Source organism: Marivita hallyeonensis, assembly GCF_900129875.1.
Classification (GTDB): Bacteria; Pseudomonadota; Alphaproteobacteria; order Rhodobacterales; family Rhodobacteraceae; genus Marivita; species Marivita hallyeonensis.
Window position 1 is genome coordinate 57,299 of the sequence record NZ_FQXC01000006.1, and the last position, 19,829, is coordinate 77,127.

Genomic DNA, 19,829 nt, shown 5'->3' on the forward strand with positions numbered 1-19,829 from the left:
TTCACACGATGGGATAGACCAGAGTTGGGCCAAAGGGCAATTGCCGGAAGCTGGGATCAGCCGCCGATGCTGAAGACGCGCGTCACTCCAAACCGAACGCCCCACTGTTCGTCGTCGCCCTGCTCTACGATCGGGCTGTCGGCGGCGTCGTTCTGAAATTTCTCCCAGGTGACCGCGCCTTCGAGGCCCCAGACATCGTTGATCTGGTAGCGCGCGCCGAATTCGACGCCTGCTGAAACCAGTCCGCCGTCCAGCTCATACGTGGGCAGGGCGGCGCTTGCCTCATCAGCCGTGATGCCGAAATAGGTGTTGGAGTATTCCTCGTCCCCGAAGAACACGCGCGGGCCAAGCGACAGGCGCAGGCGATCCGTGGGCCTCATGACTGCATCAGCGCCAATTTCGCCGACCCAGCCTTCGTGACCGCCAAAGCCACGGCGGACCGCCGCGAAGGTGTTGAAATTCTCGGTGCCGTAGTTCAGCGACACGCCAAGCTCCACCGCCGGGTCGATGTCATCAAGTCCGGCCAACTCGTCGAAATCCCCCGAGTCGCGTTCGCCGACAAAGCGGAACGACCCGCCGACACCGAAGCCAAGATTTTCGGCCCAGGGATCCGGGTTGCCGAATTCGCGACCATTGCGGAGCGACAGATAGTTGAAGCGGAAGCCCACATCGGGGCCGACCTCGTAGTCTTCGGAACCAAAATATTCCGGGTCCATAGACACGCCGCCGCGCAGGGTGAACACAAACCGCGGTGCGGCCGGGGCGGGGGCCGGCGCGATCATGACTGCATCGTCTGCCATGTCCGTCGGTCCTGCAGCGAGGAGCGGGGCAGTAGCCGTGGCGATGAGAAGACTGGTGGTGGAAGCGATGCGCGCGATCATGACAAATGGGTCCCGAGGGTTGAGTTATCCTGATCCGCGACATGGTGCGGTGCAGGGCACGCGTCAAGTTCGCGGGCCGGGCGCAGGGTGTAGAGCGCTATCGAATTTTTCGGGAAGGCGCAGCTTGTGACAATAATCAGACAGTTTGCGCAAATGGACTGCAAGACCGGGAAGAGTGCGAACGGCCAAGTGGGCTGGCCGTTCGCAAGAGTGGGCGGTGATTATTCCGCTGTCGCTTCTTCTGCCGGAGCTTCTTCGGCAGGGGCTTCGGTGGCTTCTGCCGCCTTCGCAGCTTTTGCTTCAGCCCGCTCCTGAGCAGCTTTGCCCGGCACAGCTTTCTTCGGATTGTTGCGCTCTTTCTTCTCAACGACGCCGGCCGCTTCAAGGAAGCGCGACACGCGGTCGGTGACCTGAGCACCCTCACCCATCCAGTACTGGATGCGCTCGACGTCCATCTTCACGCGATCTTCGCTGTCTTTCGGAAGCAGTGGGTTGTAGGTACCCAGCTTTTCGATGAAGCGACCATCACGTGGCATGCGGCTGTCGGCAGCGACGATGCGATAGAACGGGCGCTTTTTGGAACCGCCACGGGCGAGACGAATTTTGATAGCCATTTTGTATTCTCCTAAGGGTCTGTTTGGACGGGCAGGGCCGTCACGATTGCTTTTGTTTGTGGTGTTGGATGACTTCCTGAATGATGAAATTCAGGAATTTCTTGGCGAACTCAGGGTCAAGGTCGGCCTGAGCCGCAAGCTCTTCGAGCCGCGCAATCTGGTTGGCTTCGCGCGCGGGGTCTGAGGGCGGGAGGTCGTGCTGGGCTTTGAGAACCCCCACGGCCTGTGTGTGTTTGAACCGTTCAGCCAGTGTGAACACGAGGATCGCATCCAGCCGGTCGATGCTTTCGCGGTGGCCTTTAAGAACCTCTGCGGCGCGGGTCGTTGCGTCGGTCATGCGCGGTATCCTTCGAGGTTGTGTAGGTAGACGGCTGAGCCGTCACTGTGGCTGGCTACATCCACTTCGCGATGCGCGCCAAGAGCGTTGGCAAGGGCGATGGACGCTGTGTTTTCGCGGTTGATATAGCTGACGATCCGATCAGCCAGCGCATGCTCGGCCGCCCATGACAGAGCGGCCTGCGCGGCCTCTTTACCGATACCCTGCCGCGGCACGTAGACATTCCATCCAATCTCAATGTCGTCATGCTGCGGTAAGTCGTGGAAACCGACACTGCCGACGACGTCGCCATCTTTTGTCACGGTCCACCAACCGAAGCCCTTCAGCGCCCAATGCCCCGCGTCAGAGGCAAACAATCGCCATGCGTCACTCTTGGGAATTGGGCCGCCAATCGTGGCCGAGGCGCCGGACGCGTAGAAGGCCGCGTAAGCATCGAAGTCAGACAGGATCGGTGCGCGCATGACCAAGCGTTCGGTTTCAAGGACGGGATAATCAGTCAATGGCCCATCCTTTCGGTTTGAAAAGAGGGTCCTGGTAATGCGCGATTTCCATGTCGATGCCGTGCGCCAACTGTGTGCCGCGCAGCGCGTCGGGCGATGGATGACGGTAGACCACGTCGCTGCCATCCACTGTAGGCGCATCGTGGTCTTTCTTCGCGCCAAGCCGCTCCGCCAGCCGAATGCTGTCTAGGTTTTTCGGGTCGAGATAGCTCACCGCACCCTCCCAGCCCTTGTCGTCGTAAAAATGCTTGCGCACCCGGTTGGTCGCTTCGAGCGCATAACCTTTGCCCGCCTGATCCGGCCAGATGATCCATGCGATCTCGCGCTCGGGCCATTTCGCCGGGAACCAGCCGCCCGCCATTCCGACGGTCTGGTTGCTGTCTTTCAGGTGAACCATCCACATGCCGAAGCCCCGGATTTCCCAATGGCCAATCTCGGCGGCGTAAAGCATCCACGTCTCGTAGGCGTTGAGCGGCCCACCCATGAACCGCGAACGATAAGAGGCGAATGTCGCCTTGAAATCGGGGTAGTCCTCTGGCTCGGGGCTGCGCAACCGCAGGCGTTTGGTTTCGAGAACAGGAATGTCGCGATGTCCCATTACGCGACCTCCTGCTTTGGGTGGCGATAGACAAGACACGGCGCATCAAACAGCGTGTCTTCGCGCTCAAATATGGCACCGATCCGTTCGGCAAGCTTGATCGACGGCGTGTTGTCAGGATGAATTTGCGAAATCAGACCGCTTTGACCATGTGTCTCAAACATCCAATCCCGCGCCGCAACGGCCGCTTCGGTCGCGTAACCATGGCCTTCGAAGCCGGGATTTAGGTTCCAGCCCAGTTCAGCCTCGGGCCACATGATGTGATTGACGATCCCGACGCGCCCCAAAAAGGCGCCGTCAGCGATACGCTCTACAGCGAAAAAGCCGTAGCCGCGCAGCAGCCAATGCCCAAGATTTCCCAAGAGTGCTTGCCACTGACGCCATGGATCCGGCTCAATGTCGCCGACAAATCGTGTTTGTTTGGACGTCATAAAGGCGGCAATGTCTGCAAAATCCCGCTCTTCAGGCAAGCGTAGGGTCAGACGATCCGTGGTGATGCGCGGTGTTTCAATCATGCCAACGCCTCCGGCCCCGGGTGGCGGTAGAGCATGTCTTCACCCATGGTCGGGTTCTCATAGGTCCGCTCGTACGTCGCGCCCATACGTTCGGCGAGGCGGATGGACCGGGTGTTGCCCGGCACGATGTTCGAGGTCAGCGTGGTGAAGCCGAGCTCTTCGTATGACCACTGCCGGACGCGGGTTGCGGCCTCATAGGCGATGCCTTTGCCTTCGAAGCCGTCGAAGACGACCCAGCCGACTTCCGGTTCCGGCCAGCCCTCGGGGTTCCAGATGCCGCTGATCCCGGCAGGTTTGCCTGTCGCTTTGTCCTGAATCGTGAAGTAGCCGTAGCCGTGCCAGTGCCAATGTCCGACGTTCAGCGTAAACCAGCGCCACGCGTCCGCGCGCTTGGTTTCGCCGCCAAAGCCTTTGGAACGCACAGGGTCCAAAAGGAACGCAATCATTGCCTCCGCGTCGGGCTTTTGCGGGCCGCGCAGGATCAAGCGCTCGGTTTCGAGTATGGGAGCATTGGTGAGGGTCATGCCGTCACCCTTTGCGGAAACACATAGATGTCGCGCTCGACACCATCGGGAAAACGAAGGCGGCGATCGAACGTGCCGCCAAGGCGTTCAGCGACGCGTCGGGAGGCGGTATTTTCGTCCCGGAAGAACGTTTGAACCTTTGGCCAATGTTTTTGTTCGTATGCCCAATCAATCGCGGCTTGCGCGGCTTCGGTTGCATAACCGTGTCCGCGCGTGTCCGGCATTAGCCACCAAGTCACTTCGTGGCCGGGCCACCCGTCCGTGTGATCGAGACCGACACCGCCAAGCACGGCATCCGCGCCATGTGTGCGAAGAAGCCAGATACCGAAGCCATTCCTGACCCAGTGATCCATGTCCCGCCGCAGGATCGCATCGACTTCCGCTTCGCTACGGCCGCCGCGATAATGGCCGACCGCCAAATCCGTTACCGCATAGAACGCATGATAGGCTGCGCGATCGCCGTCAGTCGGCGCGCGCATCACAAGACGTTTCGTGGTCAAGGTCGGAGGTGTCATGCGTATGCGTCCGGACTACTTCTTCTTGCCGAACCCGCTGAGACCCGGTGGCAGACCCATGCCGCCACCCATTCCGGGCAAGCCACCCTTACCGCCCATCGCCTTGGCGGCCTGTTCAAGCGCCTTCGGGTCCATCTGGCCCATCATCTCTTCAGGGCTGCCGCCCTTGCCGAACATGCCTTTCATGGCCTGTTTCAGCATGCCGCCTTTACCCATCTTGCCCATCTTCTTCATCATGTCGGACATCTGGCGCTGCATCTTCAGGAGCTTGTTGAGCTCGCTGACCTCCATGCCCGCGCCGGCAGCGATGCGTTTCTTGCGGCTGGCTTGCAGGATTTGCGGGTTGGCGCGTTCGCGTTTGGTCATCGACTGGATCAGCGCGATCTGCTGGCGCAGCATCTTGTCGTCGATCCCTGCGCCATCCATCTGTTTCTGCATTTTGGCGGCGCCCGGCATCATGGCGAGCATGCCCTCCATGCCGCCCATCTTCATCATCTGTTCAAGCTGCATCTTCAGGTCGTTCATGTTGAACTGACCCTTCTGGAAGCGCTTCATCATACGCTCGGCCTGTTCGACCTCGAGCGTTTGCTGCGCTTTTTCAACAAGGCTGACGATGTCACCCATGCCGAGGATACGGCCCGCAATCCGGTCAGGCTCGAACGTTTCAAGCGCGTCCATCTTTTCGCCAAGACCCACAAACCGGATCGGCTTGCCAGTCACCGCGCGCATGGACAGTGCCGCACCACCGCGCCCGTCGCCATCCATCCGGGTGAGGACCACGCCTGAGATGCCGATACGTTCGTCAAAATTCTCGGCGGTATGCACGGCATCCTGCCCGGTCAGGCCGTCGACCACGAGAAGCGTTTCGCGCGGATTGGACACGTCGCGCACGGCTTCGACCTGCGCCATCAGTTCTTCGTCGATCGAAAGTCGCCCGGCGGTGTCGAGCATGTAGACATCATATCCGCCAAGGCTCGCCTGCGTCTTCGCCCGCTTGGCGATTGCCACCGGGTCTTCGCCCTTGACGATAGGCAAGGTGTCGACACCGATCTGTACGCCAAGGATCTGCAATTGCTCCATCGCGGCGGGGCGGTTCACGTCAAGCGACGCCATCAACACCTTCTTGCCGTCCCGCTCTTTCAGACGCTTCGCGATCTTGGCGGTCGTGGTCGTCTTGCCGCCACCCTGCAAACCGACCATCAGGATTGGCGCAGGCGGGTTGTCGATCTTCAGTTTGCCGGGGTCTTCGTCACCGGTGAGGACATGCTTCAATTCGTCGTGGACGATCTTGACGACCTGCTGACCGGGGGTCACGGACTTGGTGACGGCTTGGCCGGTTGCCTTTTCTTGTACTGCTTTCACGAAATCACGCGCTACCGGCAGGGACACGTCGGCTTCCAGAAGGGCAACCCGCACTTCGCGCAGCGCGGTCTTGACGTCATCCTCGGACAGCGCACCCTGCTTGGTCAGCCGATCAAAGACGCCGCCAAGGCGTTCGGACAGATTTTCAAACATGGGCTTTCGCCTCCTTTACCGCTGGATGTGATCCCGATGTAGGGGCCAACGGCGCATAAACCAAACGTCAAACGCCCCCACGGGCGTAACACGCTGGTGGAGGGCGATCCCGGACTGCGTCCAAGGGACCGGAAAGTCAGACTTCCCGGAATTGATGGGCGTCTAGCCCGGCGACCACGTCGGAGTCAAGCGTCGCGCGCCGCCGATCCCTCTAGCCAATCGTTGATGGCAGTCTCGGCACGACGGGGTCCCTTCCCGTTCGTGTAGACAAGTGTGACGGGGTGCGTGCCTTCGTCCGGCCCTTCCGTGAAAACTAGCGCCACCCGTTCGGTGTGCGCACCGTTCTTGCTGCTGCGTGATACTTGCACCCGCGCACGTGACAGGTCGCTTAACGTAAAACGCGTTTCGGAGTATCCGAAGAATCCCCGCCGACGCAGACGGACGCTATCGGTCTGGCGGTCCAGAATGAGCTGTGTGCGTCGCACAAAAATTGCGAGAAAGAGGGTACCGCCGACCGCGCTAATCCCCATCATCGCAAGGCCCTCGAACAGGTCTTCCGACATGCGGGCCAGACCTGCTCCGACGAATACAAGGATGAACAGCGACAGGCCAATCGCGAGAAGCCACGGAGTGTTTTCCAGGACCAGCTGTTCGTCTGTTTTTCGTACGACCTTCATCGGCCGCGACCCTAGCCGCGCCCGATGAACCTGGTCCAGTGTTTTGACTGTTTACGCGGCAAGCGCTTCCAAGGCCGCGTCCGCTTTGGCATGCGACGCGTCGGCATCGACCATCAGCTGGTCTGCGGCGACGAATTGGACATCGGTGATGCCGATGAAGCTCATGATGTGTTTGAGGTAGCCACTGGCGAAGTCGATGTCAGATCCGACCTGCGTGCCGCCAGATGCGATTGCGATGATCGCGCGCTTGCCTTCAAGCAAACCTTTTGGGCCGTTCTCAGTGTATTGAAATGTGATCCCGGCGCGGGCGATTTGGTCGATCCATGCCTTTAGTGCGGCAGGAACAGAGAAATTGTAGATCGGTGTGGCAATGACCAGTGTGTCTGCTGCCTTGATCTCGTCGATCAGTGTGCTGGAGAGCGCCAGCTTTTCGCGCTGCTCGTCCGAACGATCCGCCTCCGGTGTCCAGTTTGCAGTCAGCCAATCCGCGTCGATGGCGGGCACGGCGACGGCAAGATCGCGGTGAATGACGGTGTCGGCGTCAAGCCGCTCGATGATGCGATCGGCAAGTTTACGGCTTTCTGAACCGACGTGGCGGGCGGATGCGTCAATGCGCAGAACGGTATGTGTCATGGTTTCTCCTAACGGGTTGCAAAAGCTTGCTGCGTCACAGAGATATGACTTGCGCCAGCGCACGAAATACTAAGTTATGCGCATACAGTGTGGTTTTTTGCACAGGAGTTTTTCCATGGAGCACTGGGATGAGGTCCGCACGGCCTATCAGGTGGCGCGGCAAGGCACAGTCAGTGGCGCGGCGGATGCGCTGGGCGTCCACCACGCAACGGTCATTCGCCACATCGATGCGCTTGAATCCCGTTTGGGTGTGAAACTGTTTCAGCGCCACGCACGCGGATACACACCGACGGAATCCGGGCAGGACCTCGCGCGCGTGGCACAAGCCACCGAAGACCAGCTGTCGCAGCTCGCAGGGCGGATCAAAGGACGCGGTGCGGATGTCAGTGGCGACTTGATGGTCACCTCGATCATCGAGATCTCGGATTTCATAGTGCCGATCCTTGCCCGTTTTCAGGAAGCACATTCCGACCTGACCGTCCGCTATCTGACCGATGCACGTGTGTTCCGGCTGGAATACGGCGAGGCGCATGTCGCGATCCGTGCCGGAGCAGCGCCCGAAGAACCGGATAATGTCGTCCAGCCGTTGATGAAGCTCGATATCGGGCTGTTTGCCTCGCAAGCGTATATCAAGCGGCACGGGTTGCCGAAGGACGAGAGTGACCTCGCCAACCACTGGTTTGTCGGCAGCGACAATGTGGACTCCCGCGCGCCGTTTCAGATGTGGTTGCGCCGCCATGTCCCGTATGACCGCGTCGTGTTCCGAACCACCGAAACCCAGAGCATGCTGCACGCGATCCGAGAAGGTGCCGGCATCGGGTTTGTCGCGCGGCACCGAGGCAAGGCTGACCCGAGCCTGACAGAGGTGATGCCACCGGTCGAGGAATGGTCGCCGCAGCTTTGGATTGTCACACATGTCGATCTGCATCGCACTGCGAAGGTGCAGGCCTTCGTGTCTCATTTGAAAGAGGCGGTGCGGGTCAGCGAGTTGGCCAAATCCTGACATGACCGAGGCGCATCGCGGTCACCTTGCCATGCTAACATTCTCGGCGCTCGTGGCCGGTTCGTTCTCGCTTGGTTCGATGGCCGCGCCTCATATCGCGCCGGAAGCGCTCAACGCGGTGCGCTTCGTGGTGGCGGCCTGTTTGATCTTCGCTCTGGCTATGGCCACAGGCGGACTGGACCGCGGCGCCTTCCAAGCTCCGTGGCGATACTTCGCGCTGGCGTTCTTCTTCTGCACTTATTTCGTGCTGATGTTTGAAGGCCTGAAAACCGGCGCACCGGTGTCGATGGCGGCGGTCTTCACGCTGACGCCTCTGATCGCAGCAGGGGTCGGATGGGTCCTCTTGCGACAAGTGCTCACGCCGCGTATGGCCCTCGCCTTGACCATCGGCGCAACGGGCGCGCTTTGGGTGATCTTCCGTGCCGACCTGTCCGCGTTTCTGGCGTTCAGTATCGGACGCGGTGAAATCATCTTTTTCTTCGGCTGCATCGCACATGCGATCTACACGCCACTTGTGCCGAAACTGAACAGGGGCGAGCGCCCTGCCGTGTTTACGTTCGGAACACTTCTAGCGGGCGCCGTGCTTCTTTTGATTGTCGGCACCCCCGCCCTAATCGACACGGATTGGCGCGGTTTGCCGTCGATTGTCTGGATCACCATTGCCTACACGTCGGTCTTCGCCAGCGCCGCGACGTTCCTTCTTCTTCAATTCGCAAGCCTGCGCATCCCGTCGGCCAAGGTTATGGCTTACACCTACCTGACGCCCAGTTGGGTGATCCTTTGGGAAATGGCACTTGGCAGACCCTTGCCGCCGTTCCTGATCCTGGTGGGCGTTCTCATGACGGTTTGCGCGTTGGCCCTTCTCCTGAAGGATGACAGCCAAGTGCGCGGACCGGCGATGTCAAAAGGGTAGGCGTTCCAAGGTGAACCCTTCGGCCTCCAGCAGTGCCAGCACGCCATCCGCTCCAGGCAGATGCGCTGCGCCAAAGGCGGCGACCACCGTTTCATGGGTTTGACTTGCGTCGACCAACACGGGGATCCATGCGCGATTACGGTCGACCAGAAGCTGCTCTTCCATAACACCGAAAATCGCTGCCGCCTCGTCCGGATCGATGGGGCTGTAGCGCTCGGCAAGAATGGTTGACACCGCCCATCCCTCTGCAGGCGCTTCGTCGAAATAACTGGCGAGCAGGGTTTCGAACAAATCCTCGCTCACCCCTGGCTCGACAAGCGCTGACAGCATCATGTCGATCTGCATCTCCTGTGGCTGCTCTGTGAACGCCGCGAATATCGTGGCCGCATCTTCGAGCGCAGCGCGTGGGATGCCGGCCGCGCGCGCGATGGCCTGCAACCGCGCATCCATGCCGCTGCCAGACATGGTTTCCAGGTCGACGCAGGGCGGAATGGCAAGCAGCATCGACACGTACCAGGGCTGGAACCGCGACGCGACGAAAGGCGGAATGCCGCGTGCCGAAAGGGCTTCCGACATCTGTTGCCATTGCTCTTCCGCCAGAAGCTCAGGCAGTGTCGTATCCATCAGCATCAGCATCAGGAAAGACGGATCAGACGCCAGTCGCGTCTGAAGAGCTTCTTCGTCCTCCTGCGTCATTTCCAGAAGAAGTAAGTCCGCACGTTCAACAACGCCGCGCAACCGTTCGACGGGGGCGTCGAGGCGCGGATCGGAAAGGTGCATCGTCCCGATCAGGTGAATGTCGCGCCCGTCTCGCGTGGCGCGCCAGTGGTTGCCGGCAGGAAAGGGAACGCCGTCAAGTTCCGCGGCCAGTTGGGCTCTTTCCTCATCCGTCAGCGTTGTCCGTAGATCCGTTCCATCGCATTCCGCCAAAGCGGGTTGGGCGAAACACAGGAGGCACAGCAAGGCAAGCAATCGGATCATCGTGGCGGCGCTCCTGTCGCAGATTGGGTCCGGTGGAAAGCTAGGCGCTGCGCTTGTCAGCGGCAAGGCTGTGGGACATTCATTGGGTATGCAACGTGAGGTCGAACTTTATCCGTACGTGAAAGCCTTTTTGGAGGGGCAAGGCTACATCGTGAAAGGTGAGGTGGGAGCCGCCGATCTGGTCGCCGTGCGCGGCGAAGACGACCCGGTGATTGTCGAGCTCAAGCTTCGCGCGAACCTTACACTTTACCATCAAGCCATTGCGCGATTGGCCGTGACCGATCTTGTCTATATCGCCATTGCCAAGCCGAAGGGGCGACAGGCGCGGCGCACCTTGCGCGAGAACACGTCGCTCTGCCGCCGCCTTGGTCTGGGTTTTATTACAGTCCGGCAGGACGGCGCAGTTGAGGTGCAGTGCGATCCGGGGCCGTACGCCCCGCGGAAAATGAAGGCATCCAAGAATAAACTGCTGCGCGAATTTCACCGTCTTCAGGGTGACCCGAACGACGGAGGTGCCACGCGGCACGGCATTGTCACCGCCTACAGGCAGGATGCGCTGCGCTGTGCCATGTACCTGGCCGAAAGCGGGGCTGAGAAAGGAGCGATTGTCGCCAAAGCGACCGGTGTGAAGACCGCCACAACCCTGATGCGCGACAATCACTATGGTTGGTTCGAGAAAGTGGAAACAGGCGTCTACACCCTGTCACCCAAAGGGCGACAGGGATTGGCCGATTGGGGAGACAGCCTCGGGTGACACCTATTCCACAATGAGCGTTTCCTCAGCGATGGCGTAGCGGTCCTGCTGTAGGAAATACCGAACGGTATAGGTGCCCGGCTCTGTCGGCGCGGTCAGGCGCGCCGGGTTGCCGTCGCGAGTGTAGGCATATCGCCGCCACTGCCCTCCGCCCCATGCCGCATCGGCAGGTCCGATCCCGATATAGTCATCGCGGTTGTCCGGGCCGGACCAACCGATTTCGATTTGCTGACCCGGAGCCACTGTCTGCGGCGCGATCAGGCGCGCGTCAGACTGTTTGACGGTCAGCGGGATTTCCAGCACCGCCGTCCGGTCTTGGCTGAGGAAATATGTGACAAGATAGTCGCCCGGTTCCGCCGGCACTGTGATGCGCGCCGGCGATCCATCCCGCGTGTAGGCAAAAGACTTCCACCGGTTTCCGCCACTTGCGTCAGCCTTGCCAATCCCCACGTAATCATCCGGATTGTCCGGCCCACTCCACGGGATTTCGATCAGTGAGCCGCCAAACGCCTCTGCCGGGGGCTGCATTGTGACTTCTGGCGCGACCAACGCAATTGGTATTTGCTTTAGTGGCGTGCGGCCTTCGCTCAGGAAATAGGTAATTAGATAGTCGCCGGTTTCGCCGGGCGCATTGATGCGCGCCGGATTGCCGTCCCGGGTGTAGGCGTAGGATTTCCAGGCATTTGCGCCACTCGCGCCAACATGGCCGATGCCGATGTAATCGTCCGGTGAGTCCGGTCCGGTCCAGGTGACCTCAATACGCGATCCAACCTCTGCTTGCGACGGCGCGCTCAACGTGACCTCGGCCGGTTTCAGAGTGATCGGCACCTGTGCCAAAGGCGTCCTGTCCTGCCGCATGAAGTAGGTGATGACGTAGTCTCCGGCCTCTCCTGGCATCTTGACTTCCGCCGGATTGCCATCACGCGTGTAGGCCCAGTTTTCCCACTGGTTCGCCCCGGTCGCATCAGGTTTGCCGATCCCGATGTAATCCTCAGGGTAGTCCGGCCCGACCCATCCGACCTCGATTGTGCTGCCAACCTGCGCCTCGGATGGGGCGACGAGGCGGGCCTCAGGTTCGGTAAGTGTGATCGGTACTTGCGCAAGCGGAGTGCGATCCTGCCGCTGGAAATACGTGATGACGTAGTCGCCAGCGGTGGCGGGCATAACGAGCTTGGTCGGAGAACCTTCACTTGTCCGCACCCAGTTCTCCCACTGGTTCGCACCGGTGGCGTCAACACGGCCAACCCCAATGTAATCCTCTTCGTAATTCGGCCCGGTCCAGCCGATTTCGATTTCGGACCCCGCCACCGCCTGCTGCGGCGCGATGATACTGGCGGTGACATCTGTCGCGGTAAAGGCAACGGTGGTGACCGGCGTGCGATCTTGACGCATGAAATAGGTGATTTCGTACGCGCCGGGCTCTGCCGGAACCAATAGTTTCGTGGGCTGATCGGCGCTCGCGGGGACCCAGTTCTCCCAGCGGTTCGCACCGTCCGCATCGACGCGTCCGATTCCGATGTAGTCGTCCGCGTAGAGCGGCCCGGTCCACCCGATCTCGATCTCTGATCCAGCAACGCCTTCGGGCGGTGCAGTGATGGTGGCTTCGGCAGGAGTGACCATGATCTCGACCGCGCCGAGACTCTCGCGTCCTTCACGTTTGAAATACTGGATCAGGTGCGGTCCGGCGACCGGAGGCACAAGAAGAGACACCGGGTTGCCAGACGCCGTGGACGCCCAGTTTTTCCATTGTGTCGCCCCGGTGGCATCGACGGGACCGATCCCGATATAGTCCTCCTCGAAATTCGGACCGTCCCAACCAACCTCAATCGTGCTGCCTGCAACCGCAGTGGAGGGCGCGATCAAGCGTGCGGTTTCCTTTGGTTCGGGGAAGGCCACCTCGACTGTCGCGCTGTCGCCGATGGCAATGAACTGCCGGTTCAGTTCGACCTCGAGAACAGGGCTGTAGACGATCAATGTGTACGATCCCTCTTCAAGCTCGATCGACAATGGATTTCCGTCCGTATCGGAAAGGACCGTCTCGGTGGCGGACGACACCTCCCAGATGACCGGATCGGGTACCAGTGTCTCCGTCCCCTCGAACACGGCGGTCAGGGTTGTCGGCACCAGTGCCGGCTCAGATTCGGGCTCTGGCTCGACCACGGCCACCTGCGTCAGCGCCTCGGTCAATTGGTCGGCCGTGTCTGCTGTCAGAAATTGGCCGCCGGTTTCGTCGGCAATGCATTGCATCTGCGCAAGCGCTTCCGGGTCCGATCCCACGTCGAAGCCGATGACATGCGCGGTGAAATCAATGCCCGCCTCTTCGAGCAGCCGCGCGGCGGCGCACGGATCCGGGTTGCACGTCTCGACGCCATCGCTGACGAGGATCACAGTCGCCTTGTCCTCTGTGTAGCGCAGCGCTTCGGCCGCAGCGATCACCGCATCCGTCATGGGGGTTTTGCCCAAGGGTTTGATCGCCTTCACCGCGTCAGTGATTTGACCAGCCGTGCCGGGCGCCGGGGCGACAACGGTTTCGATGTCGGTGCACACGCCGCGCTCGCGGTGGCCATAGACTGTCAGTCCAAGCCCTTGTTCGGCGGGGAAATCGGACAAGAGATTTCCGACCACCTCCTGAGCGATCGTGATCTTGGCGACCCCATCGACCTGTCCCCACATGGAGCCCGATCCATCCATCACCAGAACGGTGTTTGGCTGGTCTTGCGCCGCGGCGAGTGTAGCGAAGAGCGTAAATGAAGCAGCCAGTGTAAATCGCATCGGGTCGTCCTCAATCAAACGTGCAAATTTCCGATCAGAAAAACACGCCAGAGATGATCTGCACAGCCCTCTGTCGGTCGCACCCCTGGATTCTCTCAATGCGTTGATGACAGGGCTTGCACAATCCTTGGGCAAACGGCACAAATTTGATCAATAACGCTGCGCGATCTGGATTGGCTCGGGCCAATACGCTGCTTTGCGTTCCGTTCAAAAGACGGATGCAACAGGTTGACGCCGATAACACTGGGGAGACTCCGATGCTGAAACAAACCCTTGCGGCCGTTGCCGCGACCCTGAGCATGGCAAGCGCTGCGCTCGCTCAGGCCGAGGTGCCGTTCGCACTCGACTGGAAATTCGAAGGCCCTGCCGCACCGTATTTCGTGGCCATCGACAACGGCCATTTCGAAGCGGCGGGCCTCGATGTCGAAATCTCTGCTGGTCAGGGGTCGCTCGATGCGATTCCGAAAGTTGCGACCGGCGCGTTTCCAGTGGGCTTTGCCGACATCAATTCGCTGATCAAATTCCTTGACCAGAACCCGGGCGCACCAGTGACAGCGGTCATGATGGTCTATGACAAGCCGCCCTTTGCCATTGTGGGACGCAAATCGCTTGGTGTCGAAGCCCCGAAAGACCTTGAAGGCAAGGTGCTTGGCGCGCCGCCCCCTGATGGAGCCTGGGCGCAATTCCCGGCTTTTGCGATTGCCAATGATCTGGACGTCGATGCGATCACGGTCGAACCCGTAGGCTTCCCGACCCGCGAGCCAATGCTCGCCGAAGGCAATGTCGCGGCTGTGACCGGCTTTTCGTTCTCGTCCTTTCTCAACCTCGTTCGGCTAGGGGTGCCGGAAGAGGACATCTCGACCATCCTGATGGCCGATCACGGGCTCGCGCTTTATGGCAACGCTATAATCGCCAACACCAATTTTGCGCAGGACAACCCCGAGCTCATTACAGGCTTCCTGACCGCAGTAGCCGCGGGTTGGAAAGATGCTATTGCCGAACCAGCCGCGGCCATTGAAAGCCTGATCGAGCGCAACCCCGCAGCGGATGCCGCTTTGGAAGAGCGGCGCTTGCAACTGGCCATCGACGCGAACGTGGCCACGGACTACGTGATGGCGAATGGCATTGGCGGCATCGACGCCGACCGAATGGCAATGGCGCTTGAGCAGCTCGCGCAAACCTACGAGTTCCAGACCACGCCGGATGCAAGCCTCTACTTCACAGATGCATATCTGCCTGACGCAAGCGCACGGATGCTGAAGTAAACCCATTGGCCGATCGGACGCTCCGGTCGGCCTCTTTGAACTCGGGCAGAACACGTGTCGGACAATCTCATAGACATCAAGAACGTGCGCCACGCGTACCAGACCAAGAACGGACGCTTGCCGGTTCTCGACGGTCTGGAATTGTCTGTCCCAGAAGGAGGCTTCGCTGCCGTAGTGGGGCCGTCCGGCTGCGGAAAGTCCACACTGACCCGATTGATCGCAGGATTGATGAAGCCGGACGAAGGCGAGGTCTGGCTGCATGGAGAGCTGGTCAAAGGTCCGAAGTCGACTGTCGGGATGGCGTTTCAAAACCCCGTCTTGCTTGAATGGCGTACGATCCTTCAAAACGTCATGCTTCCCTTGGAAATTGTGCCAACGAAGCTGACCAAACGCCAGCAGGAAGAACGGGCACGCAGCCTTCTCGCTCTGGTTGGTCTGGAAGGGTTCGAAGAAAAACGCCCCTCGGAGCTGTCAGGCGGGATGCGCCAGCGCGCCTCGCTCTGCCGGTCCATCGTGCACAAGCCCGAGGTTCTGATCCTCGACGAACCGTTTGGTGCGCTGGATGCGTTCACGCGCGAAGATTTGTGGCAGACCATGCACAAGGTGAAATCAGAGGAGCCGTTTACCGGCGTTCTCATCACTCATGATCTGCGAGAGTCGATCTTTCTTGCCGATCAGGTGGTCGTGCTTTCGGGCCGCCCGGCAAAGACGCAATATGTCATGGACGTGCACCTCACCGGTGCGCGCGACATCGAACATCTCTATACGCCCGAATCCGCCGAAGCGCTGAACATTCTGCGGCACCAGATTCAGGTGGCCCAGGGCCGCGCGACCGAGGAGGCGGTAGAATGAGTTTTCGCCAGGTCCTCGTCCCCATTGCAGCCATCGTGATTTTCGGCCTGTTCTGGGAATTCCTTGTCTGGGTCAACGACTGGCCGAACTTTGTCATGGCCTCGCCGTCTGACCTCCCGCCCGCCTATGCGCGCTACTGGGAGTTGTTCATCGTCATGGGCTGGCAGACGTTGTGGCGCACGGTTGTCGGTTTGATCCTTGCGATCATCTTCGGTGTGCTGCTTGGCATGGTGATGGGGTTTTCCAAACTCATGCGCGACGCGCTTTATCCCCTTCTCGTGGGCTTCAACGCGATCCCGAAGGCCACCTTGGTGCCGATCATCGCATTGCTCTTCGTAGGCCAGCACAACTTCAACACGGTGATGATCGCCTTCCTGATCTCGTTCTTTCCGATTGCAGTGTCGGTGTCGATCGGCCTGAGCACGCTTGAGCCGGAATACCGAGACATCTTGCGGTCGCTGGGCGCATCTAAGACAACGATCTTCTGGAAGATCGCGCTGCCGAAAACTCTTCCAGAATTCTTTGGCGCGCTGAAAGTCGCGGTAACGCTGGCCTTTATTGGCACCAATCTGATGGAGATTGTCTCTCCGCACGGGCGTGGGCTTGGGGCGCTATTTGACTCCGGCAAGACGAACTCGGACTACCCGCTGATGTTTGCGGTTCTGATTGCGTTGGCGCTGATGGGCATTCTGCTCTACTACGTGGTGGTCGCACTCGAAAAGACTTTCGCGGGCTGGGCCGAACGGTCTCCGAGCTATTAAGCCAGCCAGGTATCTTCCTTCAAAAAATCTTGCGCTTACGTGTTGACTCACGGTTTTCAGATCCTTAGCTAAGCGCCGTTAGCACTCTAGCATAGTGAGTGACAACAGTCCTTCGGGGAGCGAGGGACTTAAGTGAAACCTTTGAGCAAGGAGACTCGAAGATGGCATTCAAACCGCTTCATGACCGCGTGCTGGTCCGTCGGATCGAAAGTGAAGACAAAACTGCTGGTGGCCTGATCATTCCAGATAGCGCCAAAGAAAAGCCCGCAGAAGGCGTGGTTGTCGCGTGTGGCGAAGGCGCACGCAAGGACAGCGGCGAGCTGATCGAGATGGCTGTCTCGGAAGGCGACAAGATCCTGTTCGGCAAGTGGTCGGGCACAGAAGTGACGATCGATGGCGAAGAACTCCTGATCATGAAGGAGTCGGACATCCTCGGCATCATCACAGACGCGGCAGCAGCAAAAGCTGCCTGAACGCCCGTTGTGATCGCCAACACCAACTCTGACTAATTTAGTGGAGAAACACTGATGTCTGCAAAAGACGTAAAATTCGATACAGAAGCGCGTTCGCGCATGCTGAAAGGTGTCAATATTCTTGCTGACGCCGTGAAAGTGACCCTCGGCCCGAAAGGCCGGAACGTGGTCCTCGACAAATCCTTCGGCGCACCGCGCATCACAAAGGACGGTGTGTCCGTTGCGAAGGAAATCGAACTGGAAGACAAGTTCGAAAACATGGGCGCGCAGATGGTGAAGGAAGTTGCTTCCCGCACCAATGACGAAGCCGGTGATGGTACAACAACTGCGACAGTTCTTGCTCAAGCCATCGTCAAAGAAGGCATGAAGTCGGTTGCCGCTGGCATGAACCCGATGGACCTCAAGCGCGGTATTGATCTGGCGACAACCAAAGTTGTCGAGGCCATCAAAGCCGCCGCGCGTGACGTGTCCGACAGTGCAGAAGTCGCACAGGTTGGCACAATCTCGGCCAACGGCGAAGCGGAAATCGGTCAGCAGATCGCAGACGCTATGCAGAAGGTCGGTAACGAGGGTGTGATCACCGTCGAAGAGAACAAAGGCCTCGAGACCGAGACCGACGTCGTCGAAGGTATGCAGTTCGACCGCGGCTACCTGAGCCCCTACTTCGTGACTAACGCCGACAAGATGACTGCAGAGCTCGACGACTGCATGATCCTCCTGCACGAGAAGAAGCTCTCCTCGCTGCAGCCGATGGTTCCGCTGCTCGAGTCTGTGATCCAGTCGCAGAAGCCGCTGCTGATCATCGCGGAAGACGTGGAAGGCGAAGCGCTGGCAACTCTCGTGGTCAACAAGCTGCGTGGCGGCCTCAAGATCGCAGCCGTGAAGGCACCGGGCTTCGGTGACCGTCGTAAGGCCATGCTGCAGGACATCGCGATCCTGACAGGCGGTCAGGTCATCTCCGAAGACCTCGGCATGAAGCTCGAGAATGTCACCATGGACATGCTCGGCTCGGCCAAGAAGATCCAGATCACCAAGGACGAGACAACCATCGTTGACGGTGCCGGCGAGAAGGCTGAGATCGAAGCGCGTGTCGCTCAGATCCGCACTCAGATCGAAGAAACCACCTCTGACTACGACCGCGAAAAGCTGCAGGAACGTGTTGCGAAACTTGCAGGCGGCGTCGCTGTCATCCGCGTTGGCGGCATGACCGAAGTCGAAGTGAAAGAGCGTAAGGACCGTGTCGATGACGCGCTGAACGCCACACGCGCTGCCGTACAAGAAGGCATCGTTGTGGGTGGCGGTGTTGCTCTGGTTCAGGCTGGCAAGACACTAGAAGGTCTGACCGGTGCGAACAACGACCAGAACGTCGGTATCACCATCGTGCGCAAGGCACTCGAAGCGCCTCTGCGTCAGATCGCAGAGAACTCTGGCGTTGACGGTTCTGTTGTCGCGGGCAAAATCCGCGAGAGCGACGATGCGACATTCGGCTTTAACGCTCAGACCGAAGAATATGGCGACATGTTCAAGTTCGGCGTGATTGATCCGGCCAAGGTTGTCCGCACGGCTCTGCAGGACGCGGCCTCGATTGCTGGTCTGTTGATCACAACCGAAGCCATGGTTGCCGACAAGCCGCAGAAAGAAGGCGCAGGCGCCGGCGGCGGTATGCCCGACATGGGCGGCATGGGCGGCATGATGTAATCAACGCCTTTGTGAGACTTAGCAAAAGCGCCTTCGGGCGCTTTTGTTTTTTCTGGATCTGACGCGCAAATTCAGAATTTTCTAACCGGTTGAAAGAATCTTCGTACGAAGATTCTTCGGTGCGCCCAGTAAATTTTGTTGTCGACCGAAACATCCCAATTGTGGCGTCACGCAGCTTTGGGTACCGAGGTGTATGCGCCTCGTCCTTCTCGCCAGTCTCACGATGATCGCTTTCGCATCGAATTCGATCCTGAATCGCGTGGGCATTACCAGCGGCGAAATGGACGCGGTGAGTTTTGGCATTCTCCGCCTCATCTCGGGCGCCGTCATGTTGGCTGCCTTGGTCATGCTGCGTTCGGGTCGGTTGAGTTTTGGTGGCGACCGGCGCTGGGCCGGTGTCAGTTCGCTCTTGGCCTACACCTTTTGTTTCTCCCTTGCCTACGAAAGCCTCGATGCTGGACTTGGCGCGCTGATCCTTTTTGGCATGGTTCAGATCACGATGTTCGGCGGGGCATTGGTCAGCGGTGAACGACCCGCGGCACAACGATGGTTCGGGGCCACATTGGCATTCGCGGGTCTCGTTTGGCTCCTCTGGCCGGGTCATGCCGCAGCTCCGAGCCTTGCCCACGCACTTTCCATGGCGGTCGCGGGGGCCGCATGGGGCGTGTATTCCCTGAACGGTCGCGGCGGGCGCGATCCCCTCGGTGCAACCGCAGCGAATTTTGTGATTGCAGCGGCGATTGTCAGCCTTTTCGGGCTCGGTCAGCTTGCGATGCCGGGGTCCGCAGGCATTCCGACTGTCACGGGGTTCGGTGTGGCAATAGCCGTCCTCTGCGGTGCGGTGACGTCCGGTTTGGGGTACGCGCTTTGGTATACAGTGCTGCCCAGCTTGCGCAGCACCACGGCAGCTGTGGCGCAGCTTACCGTGCCTGTGATCGCCATGGCGGCGGGTGCTGTGTTTCTGTCGGAAGCCGTTGGCTTTAGGCTCATCATTGCAGCGTGCATCGTCCTTGGCGGCGTGCTGTTGGCCGTAACGTCGCGACGCTAG

The 19,829-nt window shown here is 59.8% G+C and carries 22 protein-coding genes; 9 read left to right on the forward strand and 13 right to left on the reverse strand.

Annotated elements, in window-relative coordinates:
• Positions 1–56: 56 nt before the first annotated feature.
• The 11 genes from BUA42_RS18055 to BUA42_RS18105 all read right to left on the reverse strand — a co-directional run bounded on the left by BUA42_RS18055 (position 57) and on the right by BUA42_RS18105 (position 7,309).
• Positions 57–800, reverse strand: coding sequence for a MipA/OmpV family protein (locus BUA42_RS18055; protein WP_245819063.1), 744 nt, complete (start codon positions 798–800; stop codon positions 57–59).
• A gap of 302 nt (positions 801–1,102) precedes the next feature.
• Complete coding sequence (gene rpsP, locus BUA42_RS18060; protein WP_072779743.1) at positions 1,103–1,495, reverse strand: 30S ribosomal protein S16; 393 nt, start codon at positions 1,493–1,495, stop codon at positions 1,103–1,105.
• Between the two features lie 40 nt (positions 1,496–1,535).
• Positions 1,536–1,832 carry a chorismate mutase gene (locus tag BUA42_RS18065; RefSeq protein WP_072779744.1) on the reverse strand — a complete coding sequence of 99 codons (297 nt, stop codon included), beginning with the start codon at positions 1,830–1,832 and terminating at the stop codon, positions 1,536–1,538.
• Positions 1,829–2,332 carry a GNAT family N-acetyltransferase gene (locus BUA42_RS18070; RefSeq protein ID WP_084066291.1) on the reverse strand — a complete coding sequence of 168 codons (504 nt, stop codon included), beginning with the start codon at positions 2,330–2,332 and terminating at the stop codon, positions 1,829–1,831. Before BUA42_RS18070 ends, BUA42_RS18065 begins: the two co-directional genes overlap by 4 nt.
• Positions 2,325–2,930 carry a GNAT family N-acetyltransferase gene (locus tag BUA42_RS18075; protein WP_072779745.1) on the reverse strand — a complete coding sequence of 202 codons (606 nt, stop codon included), beginning with the start codon at positions 2,928–2,930 and terminating at the stop codon, positions 2,325–2,327. Before BUA42_RS18075 ends, BUA42_RS18070 begins: the two co-directional genes overlap by 8 nt.
• Positions 2,930–3,445 carry a GNAT family N-acetyltransferase gene (locus BUA42_RS18080; RefSeq protein ID WP_072779746.1) on the reverse strand — a complete coding sequence of 172 codons (516 nt, stop codon included), beginning with the start codon at positions 3,443–3,445 and terminating at the stop codon, positions 2,930–2,932. The genes BUA42_RS18075 and BUA42_RS18080 overlap by 1 nt, the downstream gene beginning before the upstream one ends.
• The gene (locus BUA42_RS18085) at positions 3,442–3,969 is read right to left on the reverse strand and encodes a GNAT family N-acetyltransferase (RefSeq protein ID WP_072779747.1); all 528 of its coding nucleotides are present in this window, start codon (positions 3,967–3,969) and stop codon (positions 3,442–3,444) included. Before BUA42_RS18085 ends, BUA42_RS18080 begins: the two co-directional genes overlap by 4 nt.
• The gene (locus BUA42_RS18090; protein WP_072779748.1) at positions 3,966–4,484 is read right to left on the reverse strand and encodes a GNAT family N-acetyltransferase; all 519 of its coding nucleotides are present in this window, start codon (positions 4,482–4,484) and stop codon (positions 3,966–3,968) included. Before BUA42_RS18090 ends, BUA42_RS18085 begins: the two co-directional genes overlap by 4 nt.
• A gap of 15 nt (positions 4,485–4,499) precedes the next feature.
• A complete protein-coding gene (gene ffh / locus BUA42_RS18095; protein WP_072779749.1) occupies positions 4,500–5,999 on the reverse strand; it encodes a signal recognition particle protein in 1,500 nt (499 codons plus the stop codon).
• 185 nt (positions 6,000–6,184) lie between these two features.
• Positions 6,185–6,676 carry a hypothetical protein gene (locus BUA42_RS18100; RefSeq protein WP_072779750.1) on the reverse strand — a complete coding sequence of 164 codons (492 nt, stop codon included), beginning with the start codon at positions 6,674–6,676 and terminating at the stop codon, positions 6,185–6,187.
• Between the two features lie 51 nt (positions 6,677–6,727).
• A complete protein-coding gene (locus BUA42_RS18105) occupies positions 6,728–7,309 on the reverse strand; it encodes an FMN-dependent NADH-azoreductase (protein ID WP_072779751.1) in 582 nt (193 codons plus the stop codon).
• A 115-nt stretch (positions 7,310–7,424) separates the two neighbouring features.
• Here BUA42_RS18105 and BUA42_RS18110 point away from each other — a divergent pair, with 115 nt between their 5' ends.
• Both BUA42_RS18110 and BUA42_RS18115 read left to right on the forward strand, forming a co-directional pair.
• Positions 7,425–8,312 (forward strand): LysR family transcriptional regulator, encoded by an 888-nt coding sequence (locus tag BUA42_RS18110; RefSeq protein ID WP_072779752.1) that lies wholly within the window; start codon positions 7,425–7,427, stop codon positions 8,310–8,312.
• Between the two features lies 1 nt (position 8,313).
• On the forward strand, positions 8,314–9,225 hold the full coding sequence (locus BUA42_RS18115; RefSeq protein ID WP_072779753.1) for a DMT family transporter: 912 nt from the start codon (positions 8,314–8,316) through the stop codon (positions 9,223–9,225).
• On the opposite strand, the gene BUA42_RS18120 is transcribed toward BUA42_RS18115, so the two are convergent.
• Positions 9,214–10,206, reverse strand: a complete 993-nt coding sequence (locus BUA42_RS18120) for a TraB/GumN family protein (protein ID WP_072779754.1) — start codon at positions 10,204–10,206, stop codon at positions 9,214–9,216. The two genes, BUA42_RS18115 and BUA42_RS18120, sit on opposite strands and share 12 nt — an antisense overlap.
• Positions 10,207–10,294: 88 nt before the next feature.
• On the opposite strand from BUA42_RS18120, the gene BUA42_RS18125 reads away from it, so the two are divergent.
• Complete coding sequence (locus BUA42_RS18125; RefSeq protein ID WP_072779824.1) at positions 10,295–10,960, forward strand: DUF2161 domain-containing phosphodiesterase; 666 nt, start codon at positions 10,295–10,297, stop codon at positions 10,958–10,960.
• Positions 10,961–10,963: 3 nt separating this feature from the next.
• Here BUA42_RS18125 and BUA42_RS18130 read toward each other — a convergent pair whose 3' ends face one another.
• Entirely contained in the window at positions 10,964–13,732 is a 2,769-nt protein-coding gene (locus BUA42_RS18130) for a VWA domain-containing protein (RefSeq protein WP_143152743.1), read from the reverse strand.
• Positions 13,733–13,989: 257 nt separating this feature from the next.
• Between BUA42_RS18130 and BUA42_RS18135 the strand changes: the two genes are divergently transcribed.
• From BUA42_RS18135 to BUA42_RS18160, 6 genes are all read left to right on the forward strand, one after another.
• Positions 13,990–14,997 (forward strand): ABC transporter substrate-binding protein, encoded by a 1,008-nt coding sequence (locus tag BUA42_RS18135; protein WP_072779756.1) that lies wholly within the window; start codon positions 13,990–13,992, stop codon positions 14,995–14,997.
• 54 nt (positions 14,998–15,051) lie between these two features.
• Positions 15,052–15,849 (forward strand): ABC transporter ATP-binding protein, encoded by a 798-nt coding sequence (locus BUA42_RS18140; protein ID WP_072779757.1) that lies wholly within the window; start codon positions 15,052–15,054, stop codon positions 15,847–15,849.
• Positions 15,846–16,610 carry an ABC transporter permease gene (locus BUA42_RS18145; RefSeq protein ID WP_072779758.1) on the forward strand — a complete coding sequence of 255 codons (765 nt, stop codon included), beginning with the start codon at positions 15,846–15,848 and terminating at the stop codon, positions 16,608–16,610. The genes BUA42_RS18140 and BUA42_RS18145 overlap by 4 nt, the downstream gene beginning before the upstream one ends.
• Positions 16,611–16,771: 161 nt before the next feature.
• Positions 16,772–17,083 (forward strand): co-chaperone GroES, encoded by a 312-nt coding sequence (locus BUA42_RS18150; RefSeq protein ID WP_072779759.1) that lies wholly within the window; start codon positions 16,772–16,774, stop codon positions 17,081–17,083.
• Positions 17,084–17,137: 54 nt separating this feature from the next.
• On the forward strand, positions 17,138–18,781 hold the full coding sequence (groL, locus tag BUA42_RS18155; protein WP_072779760.1) for a chaperonin GroEL: 1,644 nt from the start codon (positions 17,138–17,140) through the stop codon (positions 18,779–18,781).
• Positions 18,782–18,974: 193 nt separating this feature from the next.
• Positions 18,975–19,829: a DMT family transporter gene (locus BUA42_RS18160; protein ID WP_072779761.1), complete on the forward strand. Its 855-nt coding sequence runs from the start codon at positions 18,975–18,977 to the stop codon at positions 19,827–19,829.